This window comes from Corynebacterium sp. (genome assembly GCF_043426755.1).
In the GTDB taxonomy this organism is placed as follows: domain Bacteria; phylum Actinomycetota; class Actinomycetes; order Mycobacteriales; family Mycobacteriaceae; genus Corynebacterium.
Genome location: NZ_JBHWRP010000095.1, coordinates 1 through 25,910, shown reverse-complemented (window position 1 = coordinate 25,910; position 25,910 = coordinate 1). Strand labels below are relative to the sequence as shown.

Genomic DNA, 25,910 nt, shown 5'->3' with positions numbered 1-25,910 from the left:
GGTGTGTTAGGCAGCGGGCAGGGTTTTGGTGTACAGCACGTTGCCCCGGGTGGTGATGAAGCGGACGGTGAATTCCTTAGTCGCAGCGTTGATGTCTACCTCGCCGAAGTGCTGGATGTCATCTAGTGGGGACTGGTTGACGTAGTCTGGGCCGTGGAAAAAGTCCACGCGCGGGCCGAAGGTGGGGTCCATTTCGTTGGGGCCGAAACCACCAGCGTTCAATGGTCCGGATACGAATTCCCAGAATGGGGAGAAGTTTTGGTAGGCGGCTTGATTGGGGTCGTATTCGTGTGCGGCGCAGTAGTGGACGTCGGCGGTCAGCCAGACAACGTTGGAGACACCCTTAATCGCGTGCAGGACGTGTGCGAGTTCTTGTTCGCGGCCAACTGGTGCGCCTGGAGTGCCAGAGGCGACACCTTCCTGGAAGTCGCCATCGGGAACGATGATGCCCAGTGGCAGATCATTGGCGATCACCTTCCAGGTTGCGGTGGATTCGGTCACCGACTTGATGAGCCAATCGCGCTGCTTATCGCTTAGGATCCAGCCGTAATCGGTATTGCCCGCATGGTGCTTTGTGTTTTCGTCTTTATAAGTGCGCATGTCCAGGATGAAAATATCCAGGAGTGGGCCGTAGGACACTTTGCGGTAGATGCGGCCATCGACAGCCATGGTGGCATCCAGTGGTTGCCATTCGTGAAAGGCCTGGAAAGCACGTGCAGAGAGGACGTCGGCGCGATTTTCCTGGGTATAGCGTGGATCGTCCAGGATCTCTCCTGGGTACCAGTTGTTGGAGACTTCGTGGTCATCCCACTGCAGCAACTGTGGCACGTGGCGGTTGAATTCCTTGTAGTTCTCGTCTATCAAGTTGTAGGCGTACTGGCCACGGAATTCTTTCAGAGTTTCTGCGACTTTAGACTTTTCTTCGGTGGTGATGTTGCGCCATACGCGGCCGTCGTCAAGGGTAACCTCGGGCAGAATTGGGTTGTCTGCATAGACGCTATCGCCGGAGTGTAGGAAGAAATCTGGGTTGCGCTGGGCCATTGCCGACCAGCCGATCATGCCACCCATATCCGGATTGATGCCGTAGCCTTGGCCCGCTACGTCTGCTGACCAGTGGAAACGGATATTCTGTCCTGCAGCCGGTGCGGTTTTAAACGAGCCCGTAACGGTCTGAGACTTCTTCCCCGAGTCCAAGTCCTCCAAGTGCACGCGATACTGTACTTCGGTTCCGGGCTGAAAGCCGGTCAGCCGTACTCGCCCGGTTCCGTCGCTGTCCGGGGTGAGTGGCTGTGGTGCTTCAAAAGTGCGCGGGCCACGGCTCGGCTCATCTGTAGTCACAATCATGCGTGCTGGGGAGTCTGATCGTGTCCAGATCAGCGCACCGTCTGCGCGTACGTCGCCCGATGCCACACCGTGGGTGATTTCGGGACGCTTTGTTACCAGGCCAGAGTTGCGACTTGAGAAATGACCGAAGCTACTGCTTGACGACGAAAAATCAACCGCCCGAACAGGTGCTGAGGGCACAACTAGCCCAGCGGCAGCCATACCTGTAGCGGCGAGGAATCTGCGGCGCGAAAGGGGATTGGGGTTGGACATGGTCTCCTCCTTGTTTTGAATGAATGGGGTAGGTGCAGATAAGAGGGGTGTAAGAGGACTGCACGATTCAAGTTAAGGAGTAGACCTAAACTGGTTGTATATACAAAGTGAAATCAAGGGGAACTATTCACTGGCAGACGGCAAGGGCAGAAAATGCACCCGCGCGCTCACTTCCGGTGAGGAAGGGGAGCGCGCGGGTAATCGTCGATAAGCGAAAAGGCGCAACTATAAGATTCGCGAAAACCGACCCCCACCTTTGGGCCTAAATCAAGCTGTCTACTGCGCTGGTCGACACGTACCCAGACGTAAAATGGCCCCTAGGTACCGCCTGTTTCGTTTCGCCAGCGAAAACGGGTATTTACTGGTCGGAATCGGCGTGCGATCATCCTCGCGTACGACACTGAGCAGCGCTGATTCCCCTTCCGCCTTGATCGGTGACGGATAAGCCAACCGGCAATAACCAAAGAAATAAGCACCCCTAAAGGTCTCGCTGGCATGTGCCGGCGCTCCACCTTGGGGTGCTTAGTGCTGCGTGGAGTTTCCCGGCATCAGAGCGCAGGTAAAAAACTCACAGATTCCACTAGCGTCTTAAAGCGGGATGTTGCCGTGCTTGCGCGCCGGGCGGGTGACGTTCTTGTCCGCGTAGAGGCGCAGGTTGCGTGCGATCACGCCGCGGGTCTCCGACGGCAGGATGACGGCGTCGATCAGCCCGCGCTCGGCCGCGAGGTACGGATTGAGCATGAAGTCCTCGTACTCGCGCTCGAAGCTCTTGGCCAGCTCTTCGACGTCGAGGCCCTTCTCGCGCGCCTCGGCCAGCTCCTTGCGGTAGATGAATCCGACGGCGCCAGCGGCACCCATTACGGCGATCTGGGCGGTCGGCCACGCCAGATTCACGTCGGCGCCCAGGCCCTTAGAGCCCATCACGCAGTACGCGCCGCCGTAGGCCTTGCGCATGGTCACGGTGATCTTCGGCACGGTTGCCTCACCGTAGGCGTAGAGCAGCTTTGCACCACGACGAAGGATGCCGCCGTACTCTTGGCCGGCACCGGGCAGGAAGCCGGGGACGTCGACAAGCATGACGATCAGAATGTTGAAGGCATCGCAGGTGCGCACGAAGCGGGCGGCCTTCTCCGAGGAATCGATGTCCAGGCAGCCGGCGTAGACGCTGGGCTGGTTGGCGACGAAACCGACGGACTGGCCCTCGATGCGGCCGAACGCGATGACCACGTTCTCGGCGCGCTGCTCCATGATCTCGAGGTACTCGCCGTCGTCGGTCAGCTTCTCGATGACCTCGCGCACGTCATAAGGCTGGGTGGGGGAGTCAGGGATGATCTCGTCGAGAGCCAAGTCATCGGCGGTGATGTTCTCCTCGACCGCGCCCTCATCCTTGGAGTGCTGCTCCAGGGGTGCCTTCGCGCGATTGTTGGAGGGCAGGAAGCCGACCAGGTCGGCCACGTAATCGAGTGCGTCCTCGTCGTTCTGCGCGACGTAGTGGCAGTTGCCGGCGGTGGTCATGTGCGTCATGGCGCCGCCGAGCTCTTCCTGGGTGATTTCCTCGCCGGTGACGGTCTTGATCACGTCGGGGCCGGTGACGAACATCTTGGACTTCTGGTCCACCATCACCACGAAGTCGGTCAGTGCGGGGGAGTAGGCGTTGCCGCCGGCGCAGGCGCCCATGATCACGGAGATCTGCGGCACGACGCCGGAGGCCTTGATGTTCTGGTAGAAGGTCTGGGCGATCCAGTCCAGCGATACCGCGCCGTCCTGAATACGCGCGCCCGCGCCTTCGTAGAGGCCGATCAGCGGGCGGCCGGTGGTGATGGCCAACTCCATGATCTTGACCATCTTCTCGCCGTAGACTTCGCCGAGCGCGCCGCCGAAGACGGTGCCGTCCTGAGAGAAGATGCACACCTCGCGGCCGTCGATGGTGCCCCAGCCGGTGACGATGCCGTCGGTTACCGGGCGCTTGGCCTGCATGTTGAAGTCGTGCGTACGGTGGCGTGCCAGTTGATCCGTTTCGACGAAGGACCCCTCGTCGAGCAGGTAGTCGAGGCGCTCGCGTGCGGTGAGCTTGCCTTTCTCGTGGACTTTCTCAATGGCTTTCGCGCCCATGGGCCGGTGGGCTTCCGCGCGGCGCTTTTTCAGGTCCGCGATTTTGCCGGCGGTGGTGGAGGTGTCGGCAATGTTCTCGAGATCCGTGAAACTTGAGGAAACTGTCATGTTTTGGGAGTGTAATCACTTTTGAGGTGAAAAGCCATCACCACGCCGGTGTGTTTTGCATCACTAGGGTGCGGCGCAGGGGTGGCGGCGGAAGAAATCGTCGAAAAGCGCCCGCCCGCGCGACGCCGTATGTTAACGTCACTTTCTAACGGCACGGGGTGCCCCTCGCACAACGCGAGGCGCTGAGATTACACCCGTTGAACCTGATTCTAGTTAGCACTAGCGAAGGGATTGTCCCATGCAGCAATTGCATCATTGTCCTGCGCGCGCCAGCATTCCGCGCGTTTTGTCCATCGCCGGCACCGACCCCACCGGAGGGGCCGGCATCCAGGCCGATATCAAGGCGATCACCGCCGCCGGCGGCTTCCCCTATAGCGTGGTCACCTCGCTGGTGGCGCAGAACACGTGCGGGGTCCGCGAGATCCACACCCCGCCGCTGGAGTTTTTGCGCTCCCAGCTCGCCGCCGTCTTCGATGACGTGGCGGTGGACGCGATCAAGATCGGAATGCTGGGTTCGGCGGAGATCGCCGAGCTGGTCGCGGATCTCGTCGCCACGTGCGAGTGCCCGGTCATCCTCGATCCGGTGATGGTGGCGTCGTCCGGCGATCACTTGCTTGCCGACGACGCCACTGCCGCACTCATTGAGCTGGCACAACACGCCGACGTGCTCACCCCGAACCTGCCAGAACTTGCAGTGCTTATCGACGATCAGCCTGCCACCACCATGGACGCCGCCATCGAGCAAGCCCGCATCCTTGCGGCGAGCACGGGGGCCGTGGTCGTGGCCAAAGGCGGGCACCTAGAAGGCCCGCAGGCCGATAACGCGGTGGTCACCCCGGCCGGCGAGGTCACCCGCATCGCGGTGCCGCGGGTGGACACGCGCAACACGCACGGTACGGGCTGCTCGCTGTCCTCGGCGATCGCCACCCGCCTGGCCTGGGGACACGGCCCCGAAGATGCTGTGCGCTGGGCCACCCGCTGGCTCCACGAATCCATCCGCGCCGCCGACGCCCTGCAGATCGGCCACGGCAACGGACCCGTCGACCACTCGCACACGGCCCGCCGCCTCCAAGAGGTGGCCCGGGCAAGCACCACGTGGTCGTCGACAAGCGAACCGGCTCGCGCGCGGATCGCCCCCGTCGGCCCGCACACCGAGGCCCTGTGGGAGGTCAGCGCGCCGTGGATGACCGATATTCTGGCGCTGCCATTCATCCGCGATCTTGCCGACGGCACCCTGCCCGCCGAAGATTTCCGCTTCTACCTGGGCCAAGACGCCCTCTACCTGGTCGGGTACGCCGCCGCGCTCACCGCGCTGGGCGGGGCCTGGGCCGAGGACGCGCGCGGGGCGATCGCTGATGAGCAACTCATGCAACGCACCTGGCTTGCCGACGAACCACCCGCCCAACCCTCGACCGTCACGCAGGCGTACACCGACTTCCTGCTGGCCAGCGTGCACAGCCAGCCCGCCGCGGTGGGGCAGGCCGCGGTGCTACCGTGCTACTGGCTCTACGCCGAGGTCGGGGTGCGTCTGGCCGAGGCCAACCACCCGGACCACCCCTATCATGATTGGCTGGCCACCTACGCCGGCGATGACTTCACCGAGGCGACCACCGCGGCCCTGCACCGGGTCGAAGCCACGCTGGCCGCTGATCCTTCGCTTGCCGACGAGGCCGCCCGCGCCTGCCGCATCGCATCGCGCTACGAACTGGACTTTTTCGCCCAGGCCGACCGCGCCTGGATCGCCACCCCCGACGAAAGGGCCTCCCATGACCGCTAAACAGCCCCTTGACCTGCGCTGCTACGTCATCACCGCGGACCCGGCGCGCGCCGTAGAGGTCGCCGCCGCTGCCGCCCGCGGGGGTGCGGGGGGGTGCAGGTGCGCAGCAAGCCGATTTCGGCGCGCGATCTGACGGCCTTGGCGGCGGCGGTGGCCGATGCTGTGTGTGCCGCGAATCCCGCCACGCGCGTGCTTATCAACGACCGCGTCGACGTTGCCGCAGCGCTCATGCCCACCCACCACATCCATGGCGTTCATATTGGGCAGGATGATCTGAACCCGCGGTTGGCGCGCGCGGTGCTGGGGCCGGAGGCGATCATCGGGTTGACCACGGGCACGCTCGAGTTGGTGCGCGCCGCTAACGCCTATGCCGACGTGATTGATTATGTAGGGGCCGGCCCGTTTCGGCCCACCCCGACGAAGGACTCCGGCCGTCCGCCGATTGGGGTGGAGGGGTACCCGGCGCTGGTGCAGGCTTCAAGGTGCCTGTGGTGGCGATCGGCGATGTGCGTGTCGACGACGTCCCCGCTCTTGCCTCGACTGGGGTTGCGGGGGTGGCGGTGGTCCGCGAGATCGGGAACGCGGCCGATCCGGCGGCGGTGGCGCGTCGCATCGTGGAGGGGATGGATCCCCGTGGCTGAGCATGTGATCATCGGGGCGGGAATCATTGGCCTGACCACCGCCTTTGAGCTTATCGACGCTGGCGTGGATCCCGCGGCGGTGACGATCATTGATCCGGAGCCGATCAGCGGAGCGACCTGGGCGGCCGGCGGCATGCTCGCCCCGATCGCGGAGGTGCAATACAAGCAGGAACCGCTCTACCCGCTGATGGTGGAGTCCGGGCGCATCTTCCCGGACCTGATTCGTCGCCTCACCGCCGCCGGCGCGGGCCCGCTGGGCTACCGGACCGAGCCCACCTTCGTCGTGGGTGCCGACCGCGCCGACGCCCACCACCTCACCGACCTGACCGAACACCAGCACGCCCACGGCATGGAGGTGAACCGGTTGACGGTGCGCCAGGCACGCCGCCTCGAGCCCGGCCTGCACCCGCGCATCGCCGGCGCGGTCGAGATCCCCACCGATCACCAGATCAACCCGCGGCTATACACCCGCAGCCTCTTTGACCTGCTCCTGGACCGTGGGGTGCGTCATCGTCCGGTGGCCGTCGAGAAGCTTGTCATGGACGGCGCCCATTGTGTGGAGGTGCAGGCGGGCGAGGGCATCGTCGTTAAGCGTGCAACCGTGTACCTGGCCAACGGGCTGGGCGCGGCACAGCTTGCCCCGTGCAGGCTGGAGCTGCGGCCGGTGCGCGGCGACATGCTGCGGCTGCGCGTCCCCGACGGCCAAGAAGCGCCGGTGGGGCGGGTCGTGCGCGCGTTTGTGGAGGACCGGCCGGTGTACATCATTCCGCGCACCGACGGGACCATCGCCGTGGGGGCGACCTCGCGCGAGGACGGGCGCACGCTGCCCGCCGTCGACGGGGTGTTCGCCCTGCTGCGCGACGCCATCCGCATCGTGCCTGGGCTGGAGGACTGCGAGCTGATCGACGCGACCGTCGGCGCCCGGCCCGGCACCCCCGACGACCTGCCCTACCTGGGCCGCGTGGGCGAGAACCTGATTATCAGTACCGGCTATTTTCGCCACGGCATCCTGCTGTCCGCGCTGGCCGGGGCGGTCGGCGCGCGGCTGGGCACAGGCAGCGCGGAGGGCTTCGACATCTCAGCCTGCGACCCACTACGACACACCGATAAGGAGACAGCATGAACATCACCCTGAACGGACAGACCCACCAGACGGAGGCGGCGGACGTCGGCACGCTCGTCGCGGACATCACCGGCGGCTCAACCGGCATCGCCGTGGCCGTCAACGGGCAGGTCGTGCCCGCCAGCGACTGGTCGCGCCCGCTTGCCGACGACGACCGCGTCGACATCCTCACCGCCGTCCAAGGAGGCTAAACGTGCTCACCATCGCAGACCGCACCTATGACTCCCACCTGATCATGGGCACGGGCGGGGCCAGCAGCCACGCACTGCTGGAAGAATCCCTGCGCGCCAGCGGCACCCAGCTGACCACCGTGGCGATGCGCCGCTACACCGCGGCCACCAGCACCGGCGGCGAATCCATCTTCGAGCTGCTGCGCCGCCTGAACATCGACCCGCTGCCGAACACCGCCGGCTGCCATACCGCCCGCGACGCCGTGATCACCGCCCGCCTGGCCCGCGAAGCGCTGGGCACCAACTGGATCAAGGTGGAGGTGATTGCCGACGACCACACCCTGCTGCCCGACACCACCGAACTGATCGAGGCGTGCGAGCAGCTCGTTGCCGAAGATTTCGTCGTCCTGGCCTACACCTCCGACGACCCGATCGTGGCCACCCACCTGGAAAACGTGGGCGTGCACGCGGTGATGCCGCTGGGCTCGCCGATCGGCACCGGGCTGGGCATCCTGAACCCGCACAACCTCGAGCTGATCTGTGCGCGCGCCACCGTGCCCGTGCTTCTCGACGCCGGGGTGGGCACCGCCTCCGACGCGGCCCTGGCCATGGAACTCGGCTGCGACGGCGTGCTGCTGGCCAGCGCGATCAACCGCTGCCAGGACCCGGTGGCGATGGCCCAGGCGATGGCGCACGCCGTGGAGGCCGGCCGCCTCGCGCGCACCGCCGGCCGCATTCCCCGCCGCACCCACGCCGACGGCGCGCACGCCTCCTCACCGACCGAGGGCGTGGCCAGCTGGGCCGACCAGGTGCTATAGCCATGAGCGAACGCCAAATCCTCCTGTCCGGTTTCGGTAGCGCCGGTCAACGCGCACTCCGCCACGCCCACGTGCTGGTCATCGGCGCCGGCGGCCTGGGCTGCCCGGCTCTGCAGACGATGGTGGCCACGGGCATCGGCACGATCACGCTTATCGACGATGACGTGGTCGCCTCCTCCAACCTCCACCGCCAAATCCTGTTCACCCCCGAAGACGTGGGCCAGCTCAAAGTCGATGCGGCCGCCCGCCGACTGACGGCGATGCAGCCCGAGCTCACGATCCACACCATAGAGGGCCGGGTGCATCGTCGAAACGCGATCGAACTTTTCGCCGGCGTGGACGTGGTCGTCGACGGGTCCGATACCTTCGCCACGAAATACCTGGCCGCCGACGCTGCCGAAATCACCGGCACGCCCCTGGTGTGGGGGACCGTGCTGCGCTACGGCGGGCAGCCGGCCGTGTGGCGCTCCGGAGCCGGCGAGCGCGGGGTGGGGCTGCGCGACCTCTATCCCAACGCGCCCGACCCGGCCGACGCCCCCGACTGCGCCACCGCCGGCGTCCTCGGCGTGACGACGAGCGTGATGGGCAGCCTCATGGCCACCGAGACCGTTAAATATATTGCGGGGCTGGAACCGGCCTCCCAGCAGGTGGGCCGGCTGCTCACCTACGACGCGCTTAGCTCCACCATGACCAGCTTCACCGTCGCCGCCGACCCCGCGCGCCCGCTCGTGACCGACCTGCCCGAACCCGCCGGCGCCGCCACCCTGCGCACCGCCCTGACCGAGGGCTGGCAGCTACTCGACGTGCGCGAGCCCGAGGAGAAGGCCACCCGCGACCTGCCGACGCAGACACCCACGCTGCACTATCCGGCATCGCGCTGGGACAAGGATTCTCCGCCGGCCGGGCTGGACGGCACCGTGCTGGTGTACTGCGCCTCCGGGCAGCGCTCCGCCCGCTTCATCGACCGCTTCGGCCCGCGCGCCACCGCCGCGGGAGTGCGCCTGGTCAATCTCCCCGGCGGCACCACCGCGCACGGCGTGGCGCGCTAGACTTTCGGCATGACCATCGACATCCAGCACCTCCGCGCGGCCACCGGGCTGCCCATCGAGTACGTGGCGACGACCGGCTCCACCAACGCCGACCTCCTCGCCCACGGCACCCCCGGCACGGTACTTATCGCCGGCACCCAAACCGCCGGCCGCGGACGCCTGGGGCGTGAGTGGTCCTCGCCGGAAGGGGCGTCCATTGCGCTGTCGGTGCTTATCGACGAGCCCCCCGTCGACCGCCTCGGGTTGCTTCCTTTGGCGATGGGCCTGGCCGCCTGCGACGCGATTACTGGAACCCAGCTGAAGTGGCCCAATGACGTGCTGGTGGGGGAGAAGAAGCTGGCCGGCATCCTCGCCCAGGCCGACTTCAATGAGGCGCCGCGGATTGTTGTGGGCATCGGGATCAACGTCAACCTCACCGCCGAAGAACTTCCCGTCCCGCACGCCACTTCCTTAGTTCTAGAAGGCATGGAGGCAGACCCCACCGCCGTGGTGGAGAGGCTTTTGGTGGCGTTCGATCGTCGACAAGCGCAATGGAAAGCCGGGGAAGCGCAGCTTCTCGACGACTACCGCGCCGCCTGCGTGACCATAGGCCAGGATGTGCGTCTGGAAGCGCCGGGCGGAGAAATCAGCGGGCGCGCCGACGGGGTGAGCGAGCGCGGCGAAATCATCGTCGACGGCACCACCTACTCCGCCGGAGACGTCACACACCTGCGGGCGGTACAATAACGGCCCATGGCACGGTTTCAACTAGGAAGAGGCGAGTACGCGCGCGCCGACATGTGCGCGCCGCTGAGCACCCTAGTGTTCCCGTTTCTGGAATTGCTGCTGATCACGGGGGTGGCGTGGATCGTCATCGGGTTCATGGACCAGCCGGGAACGTACGTCAATATGCAGCTGCGCAACGCGGTTGTTCTAGTGTGGGCGGCGCTGGGGGTGTGGCGCTTCGTGCTGCCGCTGGTCCGCTCGCGCAGGCAACGCTTCGTAGTGACAAATAAGCGGATCCTAGCGCGCTCCGGGGAACTGCGGCCGCGCGTCGACTCGATCCCGCTGGGCCAGATCCACTCCGTGCGCCGCCACAAAGGGGGCATTTCGGTGGCGATCTACGGTTTTGACCGCCCCGTCTACTTCCCACACGTGGGCCGGGCGAAACGCGTCGAACAGATTCTGCGCCGGACGCCGCGCTACTCGCGCTAGTCTTTGACCTCGGTGGAGTGGATCTGCTCGTCTAAGTCATCCGGGGCGAGGTTGCCGCGGGCGAACTCGGTGGTCAGCGGCAGACGCAGGTCCAAGTCGGTGCCCGGGCACAGCTCGATCGTCGCCTCGCGCACCGTGTAGTCAAGGACGTGCCCGCCGGCGCTGCGCTCATCGTCGACGAAGTGCACATGGCAGCCGGGCACGCCGATGCCCTTCTCATAGATCGGGGTGCGGAACCCGCCGATCACCCCGCGCACGTTGCGGAAATGCAGCTCCGCATCATCGCCCACCGCCTCCGTCATCGGTTTATAGGGCTTTTCCTGGCGAGTCACGGTGCGGGTGGTCACGTCGTCGAAAAGCCCGCTGATGCGCACCGCATACATGTAGTTGGCGGAAGGCTCCAGCTCGTCGATGAACGCGGACAGTGCGTCACGACGCATCCCGCGCGGCGCCTCAGCCGTGATCCTTGGCACGAAGTTGGTGGCCACAGCGAACGGGCTTTTGTCGCCCAGCTCCGCGATGGTGGCGGTGCCGTCGCCGCGCAGCCGATAACAGACGCCGTCCAGGATCATCATCTCGCCGTCGAGGGCGTTGAACGTGCCCAGGCCGAAGTTTCCGTGGCCGAGGATTTCGCCGACGGTCATTTCTCCGTCGTAGATGCCGTCGAGAAGTCCCGACATCAGGGAGTTCTGAAGAATGGTATGCCGCACAATATCCTTCATGCTCCCCAGGCTACTAACATTGCCGATATGACTACTGTGACTGTGATCGGCGACGGTCAGCTCGCCCGCATGATGCAAACCGACGCCATTGAACTTGGCATCCACCTGCGGCTTCTGGCCGGCGCGAAAGATTCGTCGGCGGCCCAGGTGATCCCGGACACAGTGCTGGGGGACTACACCAACCTGGATGACCTGCAGCGCGCCGCCCGCGGGTTGGTCACTTTCGACCATGAGCACGTGCCCACGCAGCATTTACACACGCTTATCGACGAGGGCGTGGCCGTTCACCCCGGCCCCAACGCTTTGGTGCACGCCCAAGATAAGCTGGTGATGCGCCGCAAGCTCCGCGAGATCGGGGCGCCGGTGCCGGAATTCGCGGGCGTGGGATCGGCACATGAGGCGCTGCAGTTCTGGGACAGCGTCGACGGCCAAGTGTGCCTGAAGGCGACCCGCGGCGGCTACGACGGCCACGGCGTGTGGTTCCCGAAAAGCCGGCAAGAGTGCGAGGTACTCGTCGATAAGCTGCTGGGCGAGGGCGTGCCGTTGATGGCTGAGCGCAAAGTCCCTTTCAGCCGTGAGCTGTCGGCCATGGTGGCACGGCGGCCGAGCGGGGAGACGCGCGCGTGGTCCGTCGTCGAGTCGGTGCAGCGCGACGGGATTTGTGTGGAGGCGATCGCCCCGGCGCCGGCGCTTTCCGACGAGCTGGCCGCGAACTGCCAGGAGCTGGCCACGCGCATCGCCGAAGAACTCGGGGTGACGGGCGTGATGGCCGTGGAACTGTTCGAGCATGACGGCACCGTGAGCGTCAACGAGCTGGCGATGCGGCCGCACAACACCGGGCACTGGACCCAAAACGGCTGTACTACCAGCCAGTTCGAACAGCACCTGCGCGCGGTGACTGACCTGCCGCTCGGATCGGTTGAGCCAACCGCCGAGGTCACCGTGATGGCCAACGTGCTCGGCGGCGACACCGATCCGGAGATGCCGATGGAGCAGCGCGTCGCAGAAGTGATGCAGCGTTACCCGGAAGCGAGCATCCACCTCTACGGCAAGTCGTGGCGCGCCGGACGGAAGCTGGGGCACGTGAATGTGCGCGGCCCCGACGTGGAGGCCACGCGCGAGGCCGCGCAGGGCGCCGCGCACTTCCTAGTAACGGCCAGCTGGCGCTAACCCGCTAGAGTAAAGCGCATGCAACCACTTGTTGGCCTGATCATGGGCTCTGATTCTGACTGGGATACCGTCGCACCCGCCGCCGAAGTGCTCGCCGAGTTCGGTGTGCCTTTCGAGGTGGGCGTGCTGTCTGCTCACCGCACCCCGGAACGCATGCTGACGTATGCGAAGTCCGCGCACGAGAAGGGTCTCAAGGTCATCATCGCGTGCGCCGGCGGTGCAGCCCACCTACCGGGGATGGTCGCTGCGGCCACCCCGCTGCCGGTGATTGGGATCCCGCGGGCGCTGAAGGACCTGGACGGTTTGGACTCGCTGCTGTCGATCGTGCAGATGCCCGGTGGGGTGCCGGTGGCGACCGTGAGCATCGGCGGGGCGAAGAACGCGGGCCTGCTGGCGGTGCGCACCCTGGCCACGGGCGATGAGCGCCTGATGCAACGCATGGTCGACTACCAGAAGCGCATGGCCGACGAGGTCGAGGCCAAGGACCAGGCGCTGCGCGATCGCCTGATGGGGCAGTAGGTGCCAGATCCGATCGTGGTGCTAGGCGCCCGCACCCGTGATGGCCGCCCCAGCGGGATTTTGGAACGTCGGCTTGAGCTGGCGGCGCGGCTCTATGAGTCGTCGCCACGCCCCGTGATCGTGTCTGGGCGTGGCGAAGCGCCCGTGATGTCGCGCTGGCTGGCCGACCACGGGGTAGATCCCGACGATATCGTCGAGGAAAAGGGCGCGACGAGCACGAACGAGAACCTGGAATACTCCCGGGCGCTCGCCCCCGATGCGGAGGTCCTGCACGTCGTCACCAATAATTTTCACGCCCTGCGCACACGGGTGTGGGCGTGGCACCTAGGCGTCCCGGTGCGCATCCACCAGGCCGATACGCCCGTCGACGCCCGCGCCTGGAACTATGTGCGCGAACTTTTCGCCTTGCCGCATTCGATCCTGCGGGTGGCGTGGCGAAAGATCAGAGGCTAGCCAGGGCCTCCTTCATCGCGCGGACTGCACGCACCGCGCCACCTTTGGCCGCGCGGTGCTGGTTCAGGCGCGGTCGGCCACCAAACGCTGGCACCCAGTAATCTAAGCCGTCAAGCTTTTCGACGTGCCCGTACATCGGTTTGTCCCGGTCATCGTCATTGCGCCCGTTGTGGAACCCGCACAACTTCGTGCTATTTCCCAGCGTGGTGGGCCCGCCGTGCTTGAAGGCTTCGATGTGGTGGTTCTGGCAGTCGTCAGCACCCACCGAGCAGTTGATGCCGGCGCACACGGGTGTCAGCAGTGCTTGGATCTGGCTTTCCTTCGGGTTGAGGTGGCGCTTTTCCTCATCAGTTTTATAGATCTCGATGGGGTCGCCGGAGTATTCGTCGATAAGCAACGCCAAACCGTGGCGCGAAAGGCGCTGGCGGACTAGGTCTTTGCCGTTGAGGACCGTGCCGTTGGTGAGCGAGAGCTGTACTTCGCCGCCGGAGATGCGCCGCCAGGATTCCACGGAGTCGCCGACGGGGATGATCAGCGCCGGGACGATCTCTGGGCCTTCGAGGCCGTCGGAGGAGGTGGCGGCGCGCAGGATCGCTTCGGCCGCGTGCATGCCTTCCACGCCTTCGGCGCCGTCGAGGGCCGCTTTGACCAGGTGGGAGGGGGCGCGCAGGGTGAGGTCGGTGAGGTCGGAATCCGGGACCGCCCGGTGGGAGACGCGCGGCTCCGGCGCTTCCTTCGTGGCTACCCCGTATTCCTGCTCGAGCTCCGCGGCCCGGTCTTCGATCGCGCGCGTGTTTGGCCACACCTGGCACAGTTCGACGCGCATGTCCCAGCGGTGTTTGGTGGGGACGCGGCCGACGAGGCGTTCGATGTCGCCGAGCGTGGCCAGGGTGTGCCCGGTTGCGATGACGGCGGCGCGGGCTCGTTCCTGTTTGCGTGGGGCTGCCTTGGAGCGGAAATACACTTCCGCGTAACGATCTAACTGTTTCGCCGTCTTGGAATCGATGCCGAGCGCATAAAGGTCGGCGAGACTACAGCCCGCCACCTCGTCCAGCGCGCCCATAATGCCTGTCCAGGCGGCTGCGAAATGTTCTAAAGTGTTCATGTCCCTGACGATAAAGCCTTTCGCAGCCCGGCGCGCAGGGCGCTTGGCCAGCCTGTGGATAACTCCGAGTTATCCACAGAAAACGCCGCTTTTGAAATTACGTGTTGCGGGCGGTGACTTTCTCGGTTATAGCGATCTCGTCGAGCCGATTCGCAGACACCATTCCCGCCACGACCACCACGGACCCTCCCGCGGCCAGTGGCGCCAGAACTTGGCTTTGGAAGTCGCTTGTCGACGACCACCCCGTGACCAACCAGCGCTCCGCACCAACGGTGTCGGCGGCAAAATCACTCAACTGTGCGGACTCGCCGAAGTATTGGTCCCCATAGAACCGCACCGTCGGGCCGAAATCGACCGCGCCGAGCGGCAGTTCACCGCCTGCTTCTTCCACGCCGCGGCCGAAGGGGTCATCGGAAACAACCACGGCATCGTCGGCATCCGGCCAGTCGTCGAAACGCTGAACAGTGGTAAAGACGAGGTCGGCGGGGCCCTCGTCGTAAAGCGGAGTAAGCCGAGCCGCGAACGTGCCGATGCCGATCACCGCCGCCTGCCAGCTGACGGGCAGATCGATGCGGATGGTGGTGTCCGGGGTGGCGTCGAACTCGTCGACGAGCATGTTGGCGATCTTATTGGCCCAATTGTCCAAAGTGACGCCGGAAAACTCCATGCGGGCACCGGTGGTTTCGTCGTAGACGGTGAGGCGGGGGCTGGCGGGGTCGGTGGTCAATAGAGGTGCAAGCATGCTCATGGCCACCATCGTAGGCAATTCCAGATTCGAAGGAACCGAAGCGGGGGCTCGGCAGTCTAATACGGGTGACACACTCACTGTTTTGAAAGGATCACCCGATGTCACGAATCTCTTCCGGCCGTAAGCGCCGTGTCCTGCGCCGCATCCGCCGCCGTATCGACGAGTGGGCGCGCACCCAAGAACCCGGCGCCACATGGATCAGCGATACGCAGCTGGAGTTTCCCAGTGGGGCGGTGCTGGATATGCGCAACATGGTCCGCCAGATCGAGGGGCAGCCGCGGGAGGTGGAGGAGCAGATCGTCGATCATTATTTCAGCGGGTTCTTGCAGTCTCATGAGCTGCTGCAGCGTTTTCAGGACAAGGGGGAGTTCACGCCCGAGGAGGTGATGGGGCATGCCGTGAAGGTGATCGTGCCGGCGGAAGACCTGGACGAGATCCCCACGACGCGTCTCGACGATAACCTCAGCTGGGCGTGGGGCCTGGACTTTGACGGGGTGCTGGTGATGCAGCCGCTGGAGGATCTGGAGGCGATCGTGGGGCACGCGCGCCTGGAGGCGGCCGTGGAGGAGAACATTAAAGAGCGTGCCCGCCAGTGCGAGGTGGTCGACTTTGGGGAGGGGCTGGTGTTGACGGGCCCGTCGAAGGTGCTGCCGTCGGTGGCGCTGTACCTGGCGAAGTGCGCCCGTTTTATGGGGTTGCCGCCGTGCGCGGACGGTTATTTTCTGGGGATGCCTTCGCGCACGGAGTTGATTATCGTGCAGGGCGATCGTCGGGAGATCCTGCCGGCCGTGTTGTCTTTCACCATCGACTTGTTTTCGCAGTCGAATCAGCCGCTGTCGCCGTGGCTGTTCCACACGGACGGCGACGGGGTGATCACGAACCTGCGCGACATCCCCGATCTTGCCGACGACGATGTGTGGTTTGGCCCTGGCCGCGCTAGTTAACGCAACGTGGGCCGTCGCCACCGGCGGTGATTTCAGGGGCGACCTCGGCGTTGCCGAAGTCTTCGCCCGGGGTGCCGACCGGCTCGGACGAGCTAGGGGAGTCCATATCATCGGTGGCTTCGGACTGAGGCCCGGAGTAGTCGTCGTGCGTGACGACGATCAGCGAGTTCGGATTGAGCCCCTCATTGGAGGTGACGGGGAGCCCGCCGAGGCGCTCGGCAAGCTCGATGGCAGCTGGGTCGGCGGGGTCAAGTGCGACAACCTGGCTGTAGGAATAGATGCCGGCCATGGCGTTGGTCACCTCGGCAACGTTGATCCCCTGTTCCTCTAGTAAGGCACCCACGCCGCCGGCCTGGCCGGTGGTCGCGCCGGCGTTGAGCACGTGGACCTCGTAGCCGTCGAAGGCGGTGTCCGCTGGGGCTGCTTCCGCGGCCGGCTGGTCGGGCGCCTCTTCGGGGACGAGGAGCTCGTCCATGAAGTTGTGGACTTCGTTAACGTCGACCGTCACGATTGATTCGCCGTAGTCGCCGACGCCATCAATAGAGGTCACGGGAATGGTGGTGAAGGTGACGTTGCCGCCGGCGAGGTTGGCAAGCTCGGTGGCGAAGCTGAGGATGTCCCAGTCCCGGTCGATCACTACGGAACGCTCTACGGCCTTGCCTAGCTCGTTGAGCTTCGCGGGGTTGGTCAGTACGCCCGCGCTGAGCACCTTGTTCACCAGCGATGCCATGTAGGCCTGCTGGCGCACGATGCGGTCGAGGTCGCCGCGGGGCAGGCCGTGGCGCTGGCGGACGAAGGCTAAAGCTTCGGTGCCGTCCAGGGTGGAGACCCCGGCGGGGAAGTCCGCACCGGAAAACTCGTCTTGGACGGGCGCGTTCAGACAGACCTCGACACCGCCGATGGCATCGGTAAGCAGAACGAATCCCAGCAGGCCGACCTCTGCGTAGTGGTCCACCTTGATGCCGGTGAGGTCCGCCACGGTATCGATCAGGCCCTGCTGTCCCGCAGAGGCCACGCGCTCTTCCAGCCTCTTGCCTTCGTTGGCTCCGTCGGCGACAAGTTCTTCGCGTTTGGCGGCCGCGAACTCGGCGTAGACACCGTTGATCTTCAGGTTGCCGAAGTCTTCGGTGTGCACATATGTATCACGCGGGATGGAGACAGCGGTGGCCTTGGAGCCGTCGTTGGGCACACGGATCACCATCATGGTGTCGGTGTTGCGCTCGCCGTCGGCTTCACCAGCGTTGAGGCGGGCCAGTTCTTCGTCGGAAAGCGGATTGCCCTGCGCATCTGTGCGCGAGTCCGAGCCGACAAGCAAGATATCGGTAGCGCCGTCTTCGTGGTCCCCGCGCGCGTTGGAGCCGCCAAGTGAGAGCTCGGAGGCGGAGATCTCACCGCCGAGGCGGCCGACGGTGGACCAGCCGATCGCGGTGACGGCCACGATGATCACGGCTAGCACTGTGAGCAGCGACTTAACGACGACATTGCCCGACTGGGAGATGTCGCGCTGGCCTGACGGCGCGGCCTGGATATCGCGGATCTGCCGGTACGATTGGCTCACGTTCGTCACGCACCTTACGTAATGGGGGAATGGTGAGGAGAAGGTCGGCCCAAATTATACGACACGCCTAGGCGAAATGGTGATCCGTAGCCTCATCTTTGCGGACCGACTGGGTAAGCTAAATCCATTGTGTCTGAACCAAACAACGCTCCCATCGCAGTCGTGTCCGTGACGTACTCGCCCGGCCGGCACCTGAGCGCGTTCCTCGAATCGCTGCCGCACGCCACCGAACGCACCGGCCGCGGCACCTTCGTGGTGCTTGCCGACAACGGCTCCACCGACGGGGTGCCCCAACAGGCTGCGCGTGACGACGAGAACGTGGAGTTTCTCCCCACCGGCGGAAACATCGGCTATGGTGCTGCGATCAACGCCGCGGCGCGGGCCCTCGTCGATAAGCGACAAGCAGGCCTGATCAATCCGGACTATTTCATCATTTCCAATCCGGATGTGGAATTTCTGCCGGGGGCGATCGACGCGCTGACGGACTGTCTTGATCGGCGCCCGAAGGCGGGTGCGGCGGGTCCGCGGATTGAGGAGGCGGACGGGTCTGCGTACCCCTCGGCGCGCGCGGTGCCCACGCTGGTCACCGGTGTAGGCCATGCCCTTCTAGGCGGAATTTGGCCGAAGAATCCTTTCTCGCGCGCCTACCGCGATGACGGCGATATGGAGAACGAACGCGTCGCCGGCTGGCTGTCCGGATCGTGCCTGGCGGTGCGCTGGGAGGCTTTCGACGCCGTGGGCGGTTTCGATGAGCGCTACTTCATGTACCTGGAAGATATTGACTTTGGCGACCGGTTGGCGCGCGCTGGCTGGGACAACGTATTCTGCCCGGCAGCCCGGATCCTGCATGACCAAGGACACGCGGCGAATAAGCATTCGCGGGTGACGGTGCCAGCGCACCATGATTCGGCGTTTCGCTTCCAGGCGGATCGGCATCCGGCCTGGTGGCAGGCGCCGCTGCGTGCTGCGCTGTGGGCTGGGCTCCAGCTGCGGGGCGTGGTGGCCGGGGCGGAGGCGCGGCGGGCTGCGCGCTCGCAGGCGTGTAAAGATGAAGAAAACACACAAGTGAGAGGTTGAGTACACGATGGCGGATCCTTCTTCGACGGACGCGGTGATCCTGGTTGGAGGGCGCGGCACGCGTTTGCGCCCTCTGACGGTGAATACTCCAAAGCCGATGCTGCCGACGGCGGGCTTCCCATTCCTGGCGCACCTGTTGGCGCGGATTAAAGAGGCGGGCATGACGCACGTTGTGCTGTCTACCTCTTTTAAGGCGGAGGTCTTCGAGGAACACTTTGGCGACGGCGCTGATTTCGGCCTGGAGATCGAGTATGTGGTGGAAGAAGAGGCGCTGGGCACCGGCGGCGGGATCCGCAACGTGTACGACAAGCTGCGCTATGACACCGTGATGGTGTTCAACGGCGATGTGCTGTCGGGGGCGAACTTGGGCGAGATCCTGGAAGCGCATACTGAGAAGGACGCGGACATCACGCTGCACTTGGTGCGCGTGCCGGATCCGCGGGCGTTCGGCTGCGTGCCCACCGATAGCGATGGCAACGTGCAGGCGTTCCTGGAGAAGACGGAGGATCCGCCGACAGACCAGATCAACGCGGGCTGCTACGTGTTCAAGCGCGAGGTGATCGAGCAGATCCCGACGGGGCGCGTGGTCAGCGTGGAGCGCGAGACGTTTCCGAAGATGCTGGAAAATGGCGCGAAGGTGGTGGGCCACGTCGATACGTCCTACTGGCGCGACATGGGCCGCCCAGACGATTTTGTGCAGGGCTCTTCGGACCTGGTGCGCGGGATCGCGTATTCGCCACTGCTGCAGGGCAAGACGGGGGAGAGTTTCGTCGATGAGTCGGCGGGCATCGCCGGAGGAGTGATCCTGGTCGGTGGCACCGCGGTGGGGCGCGGGGTGGAGGTTGGTGCGGGTTCGCGTATCGACGATTCCGTGCTCTTTGACGGCGTGACCGTGGAGCCGGGTGCTGTGGTGCGGAACTCTATTATTGCGGCGGGGGCGAAGATTGGCGCCAATGCTCGGATCACAGACTGCGTCATCGGCGAGGGTGCGTCGATCGGTGCGCGCTGTGAGCTGTTGGGCGGCATGCGTGTGTGGCCAGGGGTGGAGATTCCGGATTCTGGAGTGCGCTTTTCCCCGGATGCGTGAGCGACACGCCGATAGCGGCGATGACTAGTTGCCGGTATGCCCCGCCGGCACTACATGTAGTACCCCCGGCCTATGCCCCCGAATCGTAGAACTTGTGACTGGTGTGACTCGTGTGGCGAGTCACCTGGCAATTCCCTTAAAGGCCTGCGCAAACGCGTTGGTGGGGTTGACGCTATTTGTGGCCCTCGTGTTGAATCACAGTTATGTAGTTACAGCCCACCGCGCCGCGAAAGCACGCGTATAGTGGGTTTCTAGATCAACGCGATCAGTTAAACCATTGGAGAAAGGGACAAAGCGTGGAAGACATGGCTCATAACGCTGTTCTCCGTGGCGGAGTCGCAGGCGACATGACTTTTGATGAGTTATTTAGCACTGTTGAGCAGGAATGGCAGGATCAGGCGCTGTGCGCGCAGACAGACCCTGAGGCCTTCTTCCCTGAAAAGGGTGGCTCCACACGAGAAGCGAAACGCATCTGTCAAGCTTGCGCTGTGCGAGACGATTGTCTCGAGTATGCCCTCGAGAATGATGAACGATTCGGAATTTGGGGCGGGCTCTCTGATCGTGAGCGGCGCCGTTTGAAGAAGCAGATAGGCTAGAAATCGAACCGGGGATCGAGGTCCTCGGGCGCCATATTGAGATAGTTGGCGACCAAAGCGGTCAGAATCCACGTGAGGAGTTCTGCCCGCTCTTGTGCATTTGTGCACCGGTGTTCCACGGGTGCACGGAACACGACGATGCGGGCGCGCGTCGGCTGGCCCTGGGGATCCACCCCGGCCTGAAGCAAGCGACCAAGCGGTACGGGCCCGTCGGCGACGATGTCATCGGGAAGCACCGTCATGTCCGCACGCAATCGCATCCGCGGCACCGCATCAACCGCCAAGTCGACGTTGGCCAGCTGATCGAAGTAGGCATTCTGCAGCGGGGCGTACGCCTCCAGCACCGCCTGGTCGAAACGCAGGGAGCGTGTGCGGTAGCGGGGGATGGCTACCGGCAACAGAGGTCCGCGCAGACCACGCCCATGGCGGCTGGGGCGAGCGCGGAGGTGCGAGGGGGTGCTCATAACTCCATATAGTAGGGCGGTTCGACGCGCTGAAGGGCGCGAAACACGCCCACCGGTTCACAAAACTCAAGTTGGGGTTTAGACTTGGCAGCTGTGAGTAAATTTCGTCGTTGTTGCCGGACCGGGTGTGGCAAGCCAGCTGTCGCCACACTGACCTACGCCTATTCTGAATCGACCGCGGTGGTGGGCCCCTTGGCCCCGGTGGCGGAGCCGCATTCCTGGGACCTGTGCGAATCCCACGCCAGCCGCATCACCGCTCCACTGGGCTGGGAGATGCTGCGCGTCGACCATATTGATATCGACGACGAGGGCGAAGACATCACTGCCCTGGCCGAAGCCGTGCGCGAGGCGGGGCGTGTGACCACCGGTTTGGTCGAGCCGGGCGAGGACCCGATCGACTACGCCGGACAGCGCGACTACACCGACCCCGATACTTCCAGGCACCCCGTCTACCGCACGAAGCGGATAGAGCAGTACAAGCAGGTACGTCGCGCGCACCTGCAGGTCGTGCCGGATCCAGAGGAAACCGCAGAGGAGTCCGACGGCGAGGGACACCAGCCCACCGAGTAAACGGGCGGTAAACTTACCTGTTGGTTTAATCATTACTCACAAAAGACAGGTGTGCCCGATGCGCTCAATCAAATCCGTCCGCCAGGTGATCAAGGCCTATGACGTGCGAGGCGTTGTCGGCGAGGACATTGATGCCGATTTCGTCCGCGATACCGGCGCCGCCTTCGCCCACATCCTGCGCGGCGAGGGCGAAACGACGATCGCCGTGGGCTATGACATGCGGCCATCCTCGCCTGAGCTGGCAGCCGCCTTCGCTGAGGGCGCAACCTCCCAGGGGCTTAACGTGCTGGATCTTGGCCTGACCTCCACCGACGAGCTCTACTACGCGGCCGGTACCTTTGGCTGCGCCGGCGCGATGTTCACCGCCAGCCACAACCCCGCCAAGTACAACGGCATCAAATTGTGCCGCGCGGGGGCCACTCCTGTCAGCCAGGATTCGGGTTTGGCGGAGATTACGCAGATGCTTGTCGACGAGATCCCCGTCTACTCGGGTGCCCAGGGTGTCGTCGAAAAGCGAAATGTGTTGGATGACTATGCTGCGTTCCTGCGCGAGCTCGTGCCGGTGGATGGCGCCGGCATGGTGGTGGCCGTGGACGCGGCCAACGGGATGGCCGGGCTGACAGTGCCCGCAACGCTGCACGATTTCGATGTGCGTGACCTCTACTTTGAGCTGGACGGCACCTTCCCGAATCATGAGGCGAACCCCCTGGATCCGAAGAACCTGGTGGATTTGCAGAAGTTCACCGTGGAGCAGGGCGCACAGGTGGGTCTGGCCTTCGACGGGGATGCGGATCGCTGCTTCGTCGTCGATGAGCTGGGTCAGCCGGTGAGCCCTTCGGCGATTACGGCGCTGGTCGCGGAGCGTTACCTGCGTGATGCGCCGGCCGGTACGCCGATTATCCACAACCTGATTATCTCGCGTGCGGTGCCGGAGATCATTGCGGAAAACGGTGGCACACCCGTGCGTACTCGGGTGGGCCACTCCTATATCAAGGCGGAGATGGCGCGCACCGGGGCGCTGTTCGGCGGGGAGCATTCGGCGCACTACTACTTCACGGAGTTCTTCAACGCCGACTCTGGTCTGCTCGCGGCGTTGCACGTGCTGGCTGCGCTGGCTGAATTCGACGGCCCGCTATCGGAGCTTATGGCGAAGTACGAACGCTACGTGGCTTCCGGCGAGCTGAATTCCACCGTCGAGGATCAAGCCGCCGCCACTGACGCAGTGCTCGACGCCTTCACCTCGCGTATCGACGAGGTGGACCGCCTCGATGGGGTCACCGTCACGCTAAAGGGCACCAAGGCCTGGTTTAACGTGCGCGCCTCCAATACTGAGCCGCTGCTGCGCCTCAACGTGGAGGCGGAGTCGCAGGAAGAAGTTGACACTCTTTCGGCAGAGATCCTTGGCGTTATTCGCAGCGAGCACCCTTAGGGTGGCGACCGATGAATTCTGACATGGATAGAAACAGCTATTACCAGGGCGCCGGCGACTACGACCGCGAAACGGTGCGCTTTTTCGACGTCGCCCACGAAGGCGCCCAGCTGCGCGCGATCGCAGGAAGGATGCAGGCGGGACAGGACGAGTTCGAGCAGCTGCGTGGCTTGAATCCGCGCAGCGTGGTGATCCTCGGGACTGACCAGATCGCGCGAGCCGCCGCGCGTTATGTGGTGCACCAGCGCTCCCCGCTACGTTGCCCGGTGGTGGTCGTCGATACGCTCCCGGCATATATCGGGGCGCTCGACGTTGTCATCATGGTGGGCGATGCCGCCGACAATGACGACTACTCGCGCGACATCATCTCCGCCGGGCAGCGCGGAGCAACCCTCATCTTCGCCGGGCCTGCGCAGGGTCCGCTTATCGACGACGTCCCGGACTCTGCACTTGTTATTCCGGCGCTGCCCACCGCGGTGGGTGCATCGCCGGCGCGCACGATCGGAGTTGTCGCCGCGGTCTTGGACTTGTTGGGGCAGCCAGTATCCATCGTGGAGCAGAAACTCCACGACCTGGCTGAGCAGGTCGATGAGGAACTGACCAGCCTGTCCCCGGAGCGTGATGCCACCGTGAATCCCGCCCGCCAGCTGCGCGAATTCGTGGCCGGCGCGCGGATTGTGCACACCGGGTTGAACCGCACCGGCATGGCGGTGGCCGAATTCGTGGCTACGCTCTGGTCGGTGCGCGGCCTGCCAGGCGGCTATTGCCATCCCGACGAAACGCCCCGCGCGCTGGAACAGCCGCCGGCCGCCGACGACATTTTTCATGACCCATACCTTGACGGCCCGAGTGAGCTGGTAGCGTTGAAGGCCATTGTGTGGGCCCATGAGGAGGCCCCGTGGCCGAACGCGCGCCCCGAAAACAGCCTTGTTCCCGGGCTGGGGGATACTGCTTCGGCTCTTCGGTTGATCACTCGAGCGTTCGCTGCCACGACTCTCGACGATGAGCCCCGCTAGAAGCATGCCCCTTGTTGAAAGAACACAGATCGGAAACACAGCCTTGGAGATTTTGACAGGTGCCCTGCGGAATTACCCGTGGGGTTCGCGCACCATGTTGGCTGACCTGCGTGGACTTCCCTCACCGACGCCTACTGCGGAGGCAGAGCTTTGGTATGGCGCCCACCCGGGTGATCCCTCGCGCATCGGGGAGCGCACGCTCGATGAGATCATCGCCGCTGACCCCGTGGGACAGTTGGGCCAGCGTGTCGTCGATAAGTTTGGCGAGGAACTGCCTTTCCTGCTGAAGCTACTCGCAGCCGATGAGCCATTGAGCCTGCAGGCGCACCCGTCGCTGGAGCAGGCGCGCGAAGGTTTTGCGCGGGAGAATGCGGACCGCATCCCGCTGGATGACCCGAACCGCAACTACAAGGACCCCAATCACAAGCCCGAGCTGATCGTCGCGCTGAGCGAATTTCACGCGCTTGCCGGTTTCCGCCCCCTGCACCAGACCCGCGAGCTCTTCGAGGTTATGGGGTGTGCGCCGCTGGATCGTTACCTCACGATGATCGATCCGGATCACGAAGAGGCCAGCCTGCGCGCCCTGTTTACCACGTGGATCACTATCCCGCGCACGGTACGCATCGCGCTTCTCGACGAGACCAACGCCGCGTGTCAGGCAATCGCTGACCGCGATGATTGGATCGGCCGAGTCGCCCGCACCTTCATCGATCTGACGGAGCAATACCCAGACGACGTCGGGGCTTTGGCCGCATTGCTGCTCAACCATGTCACCCTGCAACCTGGGGAGGCGATTCATCTGCGCGCAGGCCAGCTGCACGCCTACCTGCATGGCTTGGGGGTAGAGATCATGGCGAGCTCAGACAATGTGCTGCGTGGCGGTTTGACCAGCAAGTATGTTGACGTGCCTGAGTTGGTCCGCGTGCTGGACTTCGGCACGTTGGCACACCCAGAAGTCGATGTCACAGAGGTGGGTGGGGGCACCGAATATCCCGTCTCCGTGGACGATTTCATCCTTTCGCGCCACGAGCTGGGCCAGGCCGATCTGGTCGTCGATGCTGACGGCCCGGCGATCGTGCTGTGCACCGCCGGCGTGGCCACCTGCGGCGACTTGGAACTGACCCCGGGCGCGGCAGCGTGGATCCCTGCGAGTGATCCCGCGTGCGCCTTCACCGGCGGGGAAGGCGCGGAAGTCTTCTTCGCGCGGGTCTAGCGGCCGAACAGGCCACTAGTGATCTGCCGCCAGAATGGCAGCGGTTCAGCCCGGCTGCCGGAACCGCCCGGACGTGATTCCGGGACCTGCTGCTGCACAGGCTCGTCCATCTCTGGCGCAAGTGGCGCAAGTGGCGCATCCAGCGCTGCAGGATCTGCGGGCGCTGCGGGCGCAGGTGGCTCGACGGTTGACGTGGGTTCAGCAGGGCGTCCGGGCTGGGCCGGTTCCTCAGGCTCAGTCGTCGGGGTTGGCGGGGTTGCTGGTGCGGTCGGAGTTGCCGGTGCGGGCGCCGTCGGCTCAGCAGTGCTGGCAGGCTGCTGCGGCGGCGCGATATCGGTGCCGGGTTCGGCAGGTACGCCAGTTGGGCTGTTGGACCTCGAGTCGGCCAGGGGATCGTCGTTAAGCGCGCTAGGGACCTGTGGAGTTGAACGGCGCTGTGGGGAGTCATCGCCGATGACGGGCACGACATTCGTGGGCCGGTAGACCACTGTCGGCGCGGTGTGGCCCTGTGGGGCATCGACGACGGCGTTCGGAGGCAGGAACGGGTCCTGGGCGCGAGGCTGGGCCGCCTGGGGGCGGGGCGCGCTGGTCTCGGTGGCGGTCGCCTCAGGCTCCGCGAGGTGCGAGACCTTTTCCGAGGACTCGGTGACG

General features: G+C 64.7%; 25 protein-coding genes, 2 pseudogenes and 1 riboswitch. Of the genes and pseudogenes, 19 read left to right on the top strand and 8 right to left on the bottom strand.

Annotation, left to right across the window (positions count from 1 at the left end):
• Nucleotides 1-6: 6 nt before the first annotated feature.
• Nucleotides 7-1,596: an alkaline phosphatase D family protein gene (locus ACHFGA_RS09695; RefSeq protein WP_394282177.1), complete on the bottom strand. Its 1,590-nt coding sequence runs from the start codon at nucleotides 1,594-1,596 to the stop codon at nucleotides 7-9.
• 588 nt (nucleotides 1,597-2,184) lie between these two features.
• On the bottom strand, nucleotides 2,185-3,816 hold the full coding sequence (locus ACHFGA_RS09690; protein ID WP_394282176.1) for an acyl-CoA carboxylase subunit beta: 1,632 nt from the start codon (nucleotides 3,814-3,816) through the stop codon (nucleotides 2,185-2,187).
• 144 nt (nucleotides 3,817-3,960) lie between these two features.
• Nucleotides 3,961-4,065: riboswitch (TPP riboswitch) on the top strand.
• Between ACHFGA_RS09690 and ACHFGA_RS09685 the strand changes: the two genes are divergently transcribed.
• From ACHFGA_RS09685 to ACHFGA_RS09650, 8 genes and pseudogenes are all read left to right on the top strand, one after another.
• Nucleotides 4,055-5,593: a bifunctional hydroxymethylpyrimidine kinase/phosphomethylpyrimidine kinase gene (locus tag ACHFGA_RS09685; protein ID WP_394282175.1), complete on the top strand. Its 1,539-nt coding sequence runs from the start codon at nucleotides 4,055-4,057 to the stop codon at nucleotides 5,591-5,593. Its footprint overlaps the riboswitch before it by 11 nt.
• Nucleotides 5,583-6,234, top strand: a pseudogene (locus ACHFGA_RS09680) (thiamine phosphate synthase). Before ACHFGA_RS09685 ends, ACHFGA_RS09680 begins: the two are co-directional and overlap by 11 nt.
• Nucleotides 6,227-7,357 carry a glycine oxidase ThiO gene (thiO, locus tag ACHFGA_RS09675; RefSeq protein WP_394282174.1) on the top strand — a complete coding sequence of 377 codons (1,131 nt, stop codon included), beginning with the start codon at nucleotides 6,227-6,229 and terminating at the stop codon, nucleotides 7,355-7,357. The pseudogene ACHFGA_RS09680 and the gene thiO overlap by 8 nt, the downstream one beginning before the upstream one ends.
• Nucleotides 7,354-7,548, top strand: a complete 195-nt coding sequence (gene thiS, locus ACHFGA_RS09670; RefSeq protein ID WP_394282173.1) for a sulfur carrier protein ThiS — start codon at nucleotides 7,354-7,356, stop codon at nucleotides 7,546-7,548. The genes thiO and thiS overlap by 4 nt, the downstream gene beginning before the upstream one ends.
• Nucleotides 7,549-7,550: 2 nt before the next feature.
• On the top strand, nucleotides 7,551-8,345 hold the full coding sequence (locus tag ACHFGA_RS09665; protein ID WP_394282172.1) for a thiazole synthase: 795 nt from the start codon (nucleotides 7,551-7,553) through the stop codon (nucleotides 8,343-8,345).
• Between the two features lie 2 nt (nucleotides 8,346-8,347).
• On the top strand, nucleotides 8,348-9,394 hold the full coding sequence (locus ACHFGA_RS09660) for a ThiF family adenylyltransferase (protein ID WP_394282171.1): 1,047 nt from the start codon (nucleotides 8,348-8,350) through the stop codon (nucleotides 9,392-9,394).
• A 9-nt stretch (nucleotides 9,395-9,403) separates the two neighbouring features.
• Nucleotides 9,404-10,120 carry a biotin--[acetyl-CoA-carboxylase] ligase gene (locus ACHFGA_RS09655; protein WP_394282170.1) on the top strand — a complete coding sequence of 239 codons (717 nt, stop codon included), beginning with the start codon at nucleotides 9,404-9,406 and terminating at the stop codon, nucleotides 10,118-10,120.
• 6 nt (nucleotides 10,121-10,126) lie between these two features.
• Nucleotides 10,127-10,588 carry a hypothetical protein gene (locus ACHFGA_RS09650; RefSeq protein WP_394282169.1) on the top strand — a complete coding sequence of 154 codons (462 nt, stop codon included), beginning with the start codon at nucleotides 10,127-10,129 and terminating at the stop codon, nucleotides 10,586-10,588.
• Here the strand turns inward: ACHFGA_RS09650 and budA are convergent.
• Nucleotides 10,585-11,310 carry an acetolactate decarboxylase gene (budA, locus tag ACHFGA_RS09645; RefSeq protein ID WP_394282168.1) on the bottom strand — a complete coding sequence of 242 codons (726 nt, stop codon included), beginning with the start codon at nucleotides 11,308-11,310 and terminating at the stop codon, nucleotides 10,585-10,587. The genes ACHFGA_RS09650 and budA overlap by 4 nt on opposite strands.
• On the opposite strand from budA, the gene ACHFGA_RS09640 reads away from it, so the two are divergent.
• The 3 genes from ACHFGA_RS09640 to ACHFGA_RS09630 are packed head-to-tail and all read left to right on the top strand — an operon-like array spanning nucleotide 11,290 to nucleotide 13,452.
• The gene (locus ACHFGA_RS09640) at nucleotides 11,290-12,480 is read left to right on the top strand and encodes a 5-(carboxyamino)imidazole ribonucleotide synthase (protein WP_394282167.1); all 1,191 of its coding nucleotides are present in this window, start codon (nucleotides 11,290-11,292) and stop codon (nucleotides 12,478-12,480) included. The two genes, budA and ACHFGA_RS09640, sit on opposite strands and share 21 nt — an antisense overlap.
• A gap of 18 nt (nucleotides 12,481-12,498) precedes the next feature.
• The gene (purE, locus tag ACHFGA_RS09635) at nucleotides 12,499-12,999 is read left to right on the top strand and encodes a 5-(carboxyamino)imidazole ribonucleotide mutase (RefSeq protein WP_394282166.1); all 501 of its coding nucleotides are present in this window, start codon (nucleotides 12,499-12,501) and stop codon (nucleotides 12,997-12,999) included.
• Complete coding sequence (locus ACHFGA_RS09630; RefSeq protein ID WP_394282165.1) at nucleotides 13,000-13,452, top strand: YdcF family protein; 453 nt, start codon at nucleotides 13,000-13,002, stop codon at nucleotides 13,450-13,452.
• Here ACHFGA_RS09630 and ACHFGA_RS09625 read toward each other — a convergent pair.
• Together ACHFGA_RS09625 and ACHFGA_RS09620 are read right to left on the bottom strand one after the other, a co-directional pair.
• The gene (locus tag ACHFGA_RS09625) at nucleotides 13,442-14,557 is read right to left on the bottom strand and encodes an HNH endonuclease (RefSeq protein ID WP_394282164.1); all 1,116 of its coding nucleotides are present in this window, start codon (nucleotides 14,555-14,557) and stop codon (nucleotides 13,442-13,444) included. The two genes, ACHFGA_RS09630 and ACHFGA_RS09625, sit on opposite strands and share 11 nt — an antisense overlap.
• A gap of 97 nt (nucleotides 14,558-14,654) precedes the next feature.
• Nucleotides 14,655-15,305 carry a TIGR03089 family protein gene (locus tag ACHFGA_RS09620; RefSeq protein ID WP_394282163.1) on the bottom strand — a complete coding sequence of 217 codons (651 nt, stop codon included), beginning with the start codon at nucleotides 15,303-15,305 and terminating at the stop codon, nucleotides 14,655-14,657.
• 98 nt (nucleotides 15,306-15,403) lie between these two features.
• Here ACHFGA_RS09620 and ACHFGA_RS09615 point away from each other — a divergent pair, with 98 nt between their 5' ends.
• Complete coding sequence (locus ACHFGA_RS09615) at nucleotides 15,404-16,249, top strand: hypothetical protein (RefSeq protein WP_394282162.1); 846 nt, start codon at nucleotides 15,404-15,406, stop codon at nucleotides 16,247-16,249.
• Here the strand turns inward: ACHFGA_RS09615 and ACHFGA_RS09610 are convergent.
• Complete coding sequence (locus ACHFGA_RS09610) at nucleotides 16,242-17,807, bottom strand: LCP family protein (protein WP_394282161.1); 1,566 nt, start codon at nucleotides 17,805-17,807, stop codon at nucleotides 16,242-16,244. The genes ACHFGA_RS09615 and ACHFGA_RS09610 overlap by 8 nt on opposite strands.
• 129 nt (nucleotides 17,808-17,936) lie before the next feature.
• Here ACHFGA_RS09610 and ACHFGA_RS09605 point away from each other — a divergent pair, with 129 nt between their 5' ends.
• From ACHFGA_RS09605 to ACHFGA_RS09595, 3 genes are all read left to right on the top strand, one after another.
• Nucleotides 17,937-18,884 (top strand): glycosyltransferase family 2 protein, encoded by a 948-nt coding sequence (locus ACHFGA_RS09605; RefSeq protein WP_394282160.1) that lies wholly within the window; start codon nucleotides 17,937-17,939, stop codon nucleotides 18,882-18,884.
• 7 nt (nucleotides 18,885-18,891) lie between these two features.
• Nucleotides 18,892-19,971, top strand: coding sequence for a sugar phosphate nucleotidyltransferase (locus ACHFGA_RS09600; protein ID WP_394282159.1), 1,080 nt, complete (start codon nucleotides 18,892-18,894; stop codon nucleotides 19,969-19,971).
• Nucleotides 19,972-20,276: 305 nt separating this feature from the next.
• Nucleotides 20,277-20,567, top strand: a complete 291-nt coding sequence (locus tag ACHFGA_RS09595) for a WhiB family transcriptional regulator (protein ID WP_394282183.1) — start codon at nucleotides 20,277-20,279, stop codon at nucleotides 20,565-20,567.
• Here the strand turns inward: ACHFGA_RS09595 and ACHFGA_RS09590 are convergent.
• Entirely contained in the window at nucleotides 20,564-21,031 is a 468-nt protein-coding gene (locus ACHFGA_RS09590) for a metallopeptidase family protein (RefSeq protein WP_394282158.1), read from the bottom strand. The genes ACHFGA_RS09595 and ACHFGA_RS09590 overlap by 4 nt on opposite strands.
• 93 nt (nucleotides 21,032-21,124) lie before the next feature.
• Here ACHFGA_RS09590 and ACHFGA_RS09585 point away from each other — a divergent pair, with 93 nt between their 5' ends.
• From ACHFGA_RS09585 to manA, 4 genes are read left to right on the top strand one after another with little or no spacing between them, the layout of a single operon-like run.
• A complete protein-coding gene (locus ACHFGA_RS09585) occupies nucleotides 21,125-21,601 on the top strand; it encodes a DUF3499 domain-containing protein (protein WP_394282157.1) in 477 nt (158 codons plus the stop codon).
• 58 nt (nucleotides 21,602-21,659) lie between these two features.
• Nucleotides 21,660-23,030: a phosphomannomutase/phosphoglucomutase gene (locus ACHFGA_RS09580; protein ID WP_394282156.1), complete on the top strand. Its 1,371-nt coding sequence runs from the start codon at nucleotides 21,660-21,662 to the stop codon at nucleotides 23,028-23,030.
• A gap of 11 nt (nucleotides 23,031-23,041) precedes the next feature.
• Complete coding sequence (locus ACHFGA_RS09575; protein ID WP_394282155.1) at nucleotides 23,042-24,046, top strand: hypothetical protein; 1,005 nt, start codon at nucleotides 23,042-23,044, stop codon at nucleotides 24,044-24,046.
• 43 nt (nucleotides 24,047-24,089) lie between these two features.
• Nucleotides 24,090-25,259, top strand: a complete 1,170-nt coding sequence (gene manA / locus ACHFGA_RS09570; RefSeq protein WP_394282154.1) for a mannose-6-phosphate isomerase, class I — start codon at nucleotides 24,090-24,092, stop codon at nucleotides 25,257-25,259.
• On the opposite strand, the pseudogene ACHFGA_RS09565 reads toward manA, so the two are convergent.
• Nucleotides 25,256-25,910: pseudogene (locus tag ACHFGA_RS09565) on the bottom strand (hypothetical protein); the annotation flags it as partial. The gene manA and the pseudogene ACHFGA_RS09565 overlap by 4 nt on opposite strands.

Coding starts and splice junctions, on each gene's coding strand:
- ACHFGA_RS09575 (WP_394282155.1), top strand. CDS start 23,042: ATGAATTCTGACATGGATAGAAACAGCTATTACCAGGGCGCCGGCGAC.
- ACHFGA_RS09615 (WP_394282162.1), top strand. CDS start 15,404: ATGTCACGAATCTCTTCCGGCCGTAAGCGCCGTGTCCTGCGCCGCATC.
- thiS (WP_394282173.1), top strand. CDS start 7,354: ATGAACATCACCCTGAACGGACAGACCCACCAGACGGAGGCGGCGGAC.
- ACHFGA_RS09580 (WP_394282156.1), top strand. CDS start 21,660: ATGCGCTCAATCAAATCCGTCCGCCAGGTGATCAAGGCCTATGACGTG.
- ACHFGA_RS09650 (WP_394282169.1), top strand. CDS start 10,127: ATGGCACGGTTTCAACTAGGAAGAGGCGAGTACGCGCGCGCCGACATG.
- ACHFGA_RS09620 (WP_394282163.1), bottom strand. CDS start 15,305: ATGAGCATGCTTGCACCTCTATTGACCACCGACCCCGCCAGCCCCCGC.
- ACHFGA_RS09595 (WP_394282183.1), top strand. CDS start 20,277: ATGGCTCATAACGCTGTTCTCCGTGGCGGAGTCGCAGGCGACATGACT.
- ACHFGA_RS09690 (WP_394282176.1), bottom strand. CDS start 3,816: ATGACAGTTTCCTCAAGTTTCACGGATCTCGAGAACATTGCCGACACC.
- budA (WP_394282168.1), bottom strand. CDS start 11,310: ATGAAGGATATTGTGCGGCATACCATTCTTCAGAACTCCCTGATGTCG.
- ACHFGA_RS09695 (WP_394282177.1), bottom strand. CDS start 1,596: ATGTCCAACCCCAATCCCCTTTCGCGCCGCAGATTCCTCGCCGCTACA.
- ACHFGA_RS09655 (WP_394282170.1), top strand. CDS start 9,404: ATGACCATCGACATCCAGCACCTCCGCGCGGCCACCGGGCTGCCCATC.
- ACHFGA_RS09660 (WP_394282171.1), top strand. CDS start 8,348: ATGAGCGAACGCCAAATCCTCCTGTCCGGTTTCGGTAGCGCCGGTCAA.
- ACHFGA_RS09600 (WP_394282159.1), top strand. CDS start 18,892: ATGGCGGATCCTTCTTCGACGGACGCGGTGATCCTGGTTGGAGGGCGC.
- purE (WP_394282166.1), top strand. CDS start 12,499: ATGCAACCACTTGTTGGCCTGATCATGGGCTCTGATTCTGACTGGGAT.
- ACHFGA_RS09590 (WP_394282158.1), bottom strand. CDS start 21,031: ATGAGCACCCCCTCGCACCTCCGCGCTCGCCCCAGCCGCCATGGGCGT.
- ACHFGA_RS09640 (WP_394282167.1), top strand. CDS start 11,290: ATGCCGCACAATATCCTTCATGCTCCCCAGGCTACTAACATTGCCGAT.
- ACHFGA_RS09685 (WP_394282175.1), top strand. CDS start 4,055: ATGCAGCAATTGCATCATTGTCCTGCGCGCGCCAGCATTCCGCGCGTT.
- ACHFGA_RS09625 (WP_394282164.1), bottom strand. CDS start 14,557: ATGAACACTTTAGAACATTTCGCAGCCGCCTGGACAGGCATTATGGGC.